The sequence below is a fragment of the Streptomyces sp. NPDC029014 genome (assembly GCF_055564695.1).
In genome coordinates this window covers 1-4,194 of sequence record NZ_JBVHVT010000185.1, presented here as the reverse complement: position 1 = coordinate 4,194, position 4,194 = coordinate 1, and the positions used below count along the sequence as shown (strand labels likewise).

Sequence of the window (4,194 nt, the reverse complement as noted above, 5' to 3'; positions counted from 1 at the left end):
TGGACTGGTCGGCCGGCGACGTGGCCCTGCTCACCGAGTCCGTGGACTGGCCGGAGACCGGCCGTCCGCGCCGCGCCGGCATCTCCTCCTTCGGCCTGAGCGGCACCAACGCCCACACGATCATCGAGGAAGCCCCGGCCGAGGACGGCGACGACACCGGGCCCGAGCCGCTCGCCGCCGACGCCGCGCCCCTCCTCCCGTTCGTCGTCACGGGCAAGAACGCGGCCGGACTGCGCGCCCAGGCGGAGCAGCTCGTGTCGTGGCTGACCGAGAGCCTGCACGTCGCCACCGCCGACACCGCCTACTCCCTCTCCGCCGGCCGCTCGGCGTTCGAGTCGCGTGCGGTCCTGCTCGCCGACCCCGCCAACCGGGACGCGGTCGTCGACGGCCTCCGGGGCCTCGCCGCCGGTGAGCCGCTGCCCGGCCTGGTGCAGGGCACCGTCTCGGAGGGCGGGCTCGCCTTCCTCTTCACCGGGCAGGGCAGCCAGCGCCCCGGCGCGGGCCGGGAGCTGTACGACGCCTTCCCGGTGTTCGCGGACGCCCTGGACGAGGCGTGCGCGCGGTTCGACTCCCAGCTCGAACTCCCGCTGAAGGACGTGCTGTTCGGTTCCGATGCCGCCGTGCTGGACCGGACGGAGTACACGCAGCCGGCACTGTTCGCGGTCGAGGTGGCGTTGTTCCGGCTCGTGGAGAGCTGGGGCGTGCGGCCGGACTTCCTCGCCGGTCACTCCATTGGTGAGATCGCCGCCGCGCACGTGGCGGGTGTCTTCTCGCTGGACGACGCGTGCACGCTGGTCGCGGCCCGCGGCCGGCTGATGCAGGCCCTCCCCGCCGGCGGCGTGATGATCGCCGTGCAGGCGTCGGAGGACGAGGTCCTGCCGCTGCTGACCGACGCCGACCGGGTGAGCATCGCCGCGGTCAACGGCCCGCAGTCGGTCGTGGTCGCGGGCGACGAGGACGCGGCGGTCGCCGTCGCGGAGGCGTTCGCGGCCGAGGGCCGCAAGACCAAGCGGCTGACGGTCAGCCACGCCTTCCACTCGCCGCACATGGACGGCATGTTGGACGACTTCCGCCAGGTGGTGGCCGGGCTGTCCTTCGCCGCTCCGCGGATCCCGGTCGTGTCCAACCTGACCGGCGCCCTCGTCTCCGACGAGATGGGGTCGGTGGACTTCTGGGTGCGGCACGTCCGCGAGGCGGTCCGTTTCCTCGACGGCGTTCGCGCCCTCGAAGCCGCCGGTGTCACCACGTTCGTCGAGCTCGGGCCGGACGGCGTGCTGTCCGCCCTTGCCCAGGAGTGCCTGACGGGCCCCGCCGACGTCGCCTTCGTGCCGGTCCTGCGTGTGGCGCGTGTCGAGGCGGAGACGGCCGTCACCGCTGTGGCCCGGGCGTTCGTGCGGGGCGTCGCGGTGGACTGGTCCGCGCTCTTCGCCGGCACGGGCACCCGGCGGGTGGCGCTGCCGACGTACGCCTTCCAGCGGCAGCGGTTCTGGCCGGAGACGGCCCTGTCGGACGGCAGCACCGCCCCGGCCCGGGCCGCGGACGCGGTCGACGTCCGGTTCTGGGACGCGATCGAGCGGGGCGATCTGGCCGCCCTGCTGGCCGAGCTGGAGGTGGACGACGAGGCGAGCTTCAGCGAGTTCGTCCCCGCCCTGTCGGCCTGGCGCCGGCAGAACCAGGAGCAGGTGCAGGCCGACGGCTGGCGCTACCGGGTGCAGTGGAAGCCGCTGACGGCGCCCGCGTCGTCCGAGCTGCCGGGCGCCACGTGGATCGCCGTCATCCCTGCCGCCCACGCTGACGACGCCCTGGTCGACCCCGTGGTGGGTGCACTGTCCGGGCGGGGCGCCGAGGTCCGTCAGGTGGTCGTCGAGGCCGGGGCCGATCGTGCCGCTGTGGCCGGTCTGCTGGCCGGGGTCGAGGGCGTCGCGGGTGTGGTGTCGCTGCTGGCGCTGGACGAGGCCGCCGGTGTGGTGGCTACGGCCGTGTTGGCGCAGGCGTTGGGTGATGCCGGGGTGGAGGCGCCGCTGTGGTGCCTGACCCGTGGTGCGGTGAGCGTGGGTCGTTCGGACCGGCTGGTGTCGGCGGTGCAGGCCCAGGTGTGGGGTCTGGGCCGGGTGGCCGCGCTGGAACTGCCCGGACGCTGGGGCGGTCTGGTCGACCTGCCCGAGGTCTGGGACGAGCGGGCGATGGGCCGGCTGGTCGGTGTGCTCGCCGGTGGTGTCGCGGGGGAGGACCAGGTCGCGGTCCGGTCCTCCGGGGTCTTCGGACGCCGGCTCGTACGGGCGGCCCGCAGCGCGGGCGCCGAGTCCTGGTCGCCGTCCGGCACGGTGCTCGTGACCGGTGGAACCGGGGCCCTCGGCGGGCAGCTCGCCCGCTGGCTGGCCGGTGCGGGTGCGGAGCGGCTGGTGCTGACCAGCCGCCGGGGCCCCGATGCTCCGGGCGCTGCCGAGCTGGCGGCGGAGCTGGTGGAGCTGGGTGCGGAGGTGTCGGTCGTGGCGTGCGACGCCGCCGACCGCGATTCCCTCCGTACACTGCTGACGGCCGAGGCCGAGGACCTCACTGCGGTGGTCCACACCGCCGGTGTCCTCGACGACGGCCTGATCGACGCCCTCACGCCCGAGCGCTTCCAGGGCGTCCTGCAGGCCAAGGCGACCTCCGCGCTCCACCTCCACGAACTCACCCTCGAACTCGGCATCGAGCTGACGGCGTTCGTGCTGTTCTCGTCCATGACCGGCACCGTCGGCACCGCCGGCCAGGGCAACTACGCCGCCGCCAACGCCTACCTCGACGCCCTGGCCGAGCAGCGCCGGGCCGCCGGCCTGGCCGCGACCTCGATCGCCTGGGGTCCGTGGGCCGAGGGCGGCATGGCCGCCGACCAGGCCCTCGAAGCCCGGATGCGCCGCGACGGTGTGCCCCCGATGGCGGCGCAGCCCGCGATCCGCGCCCTCCGCCAGGCCGTCGGCGCCGGTGACGCCGGTGACGCCGCCCTGGCGGTGGCCGACATCGAGTGGGACCGGTACCTCGCCGGCCACGCCGCAGTACGCCGCACCGCACTGTTCAGCGAGCTCAGCGAGGTCCGCGCGACCCGTACGGCGACCGAAGCCGGCTCCGGCCGGTCCGCCGGGCAGGCCGGGAGCCCGGCCACCCTCTCCGGGCGGCTCGCCGCGCTCACACCCGCCGAGCAGGAACGGGAGCTGCTCGACCTCGTCCGTACCCACGTCGCCGCCGTCCTCGGACACGGCACCGCGGACGCGGTGGGCGCGGAGCGCGCCTTCAAGGAGCTCGGGTTCGACTCGCTCACGGCCGTCGAGCTCCGCAACCGGCTGGGCGCGGCCACCGAGCTGCGGCTGCCCGTCACCCTCGTCTACGACTACCCGACCTCCGCCGCACTGGCCGACCACCTCCGCGAGGAGCTCGTCGGCAGCGTCCCCGTCCCCGTCTCCGGCACCCTGCTGCCCGCAGCCGCGGCCGTCGACGGCGACCCCATCGCCGTCGTCGCCATGAGCTGCCGCTTCCCCGGCGGCGTCCGCACCCCCGAGGACCTCTGGCAGCTGCTCACGGACGGCACGGACGCGGTCGCCCCGTTCCCCGCCGACCGCGGCTGGAACGTCGACCGCCTCTACAGCCCGGACCCGGACCAGCCGGGCACCTCGTACACCCGCGAGGGCGGCTTCGTCACCGCAGCGGCCGACTTCGACGCCGACTTCTTCGGCATCTCGCCGCGCGAGGCCCTCGCCATGGACCCGCAGCAGCGGCTCCTGCTGGAGACCTCCTGGGAGGCCTTCGAACGCGCCGGCATCGACCCGACCACCCTGCGCGGAAGCCGCGCCGGCGTGTTCGTCGGCACCAACGGCCAGGACTACCTCTCCCTCATCACCCGCGAGCAGGACGGCCTGGAGGGCCACGTCGGCACGGGCAACGCCGGCAGCGTCATGTCCGGCCGCGTCTCGTACGTCTTCGGGCTGGAGGGCCCGGCGGTCACGGTCGACACGGCCTGCTCGTCGTCCCTCGTCGCCCTGCACTGGGCGATCCAGGCACTGCGCAACGACGAGTGCGACATGGCCCTCGCCGGCGGTGTCACCGTCATGTCGACGCCCGAGAACTTCATCGACTTCAGCCGTCAGCGGGGGTTGGCGGAGGACGGTCGGATCAAGGCGTTCGCGGCTGCCGCGGACGGTACCGGGTGGGGTGAGGGTG

General features: G+C 74.6%; 1 protein-coding gene. It reads left to right on the top strand.

The features are described 5' to 3' along the window. On the top strand, positions 1 to 4,194 hold a 4,194-nt coding region (locus ACZ4VL_RS40155), incomplete at both ends, for an SDR family NAD(P)-dependent oxidoreductase (protein WP_468210861.1).